The organism is Shewanella electrica, from assembly GCF_022321485.1.
Taxonomy (GTDB): domain Bacteria; phylum Pseudomonadota; class Gammaproteobacteria; order Enterobacterales; family Shewanellaceae; genus Shewanella; species Shewanella electrica.
In genome coordinates, this window is record NZ_JAKOGG010000342.1 from 1 (window position 1) to 267 (window position 267).

Annotated in this window: 1 protein-coding gene; it reads right to left on the reverse strand. The window is 34.1% G+C overall.

The window, feature by feature from the left end; translation table 11 throughout:
* Positions 1-258 (reverse strand): Na-translocating system protein MpsC family protein (locus L9G74_RS20835; RefSeq protein ID WP_238898665.1); only part of this gene is annotated, 258 nt, incomplete at its 3' end.
* Positions 259-267: the final 9 nt, after the last annotated feature.

A 267-nucleotide genomic window follows, 5' to 3' on the forward strand; every position in this document is an offset into this window, starting at 1 on the left:
GGTTATTTCTTTCACTAAATTTTTTATATGTTCCGATCCAGTTTCCACTAAATCTGCACGTATTTTTTTAACAGATAAAATGCCGTCCTTTGTTTCCGTTAGTTCTTTTTCTGCAGGAATTAAAATTCCCTTAAGCAAAACAACCACCATATTGCGGATGATATCTGTTTTTACTAAGACAGAACCTCTGCCTAGATATTCTTTTTCCCACTGAGTTAATGCTCTACTCAATGTGTTTTCTAATTCACCTTTAGACATAAGTTCACC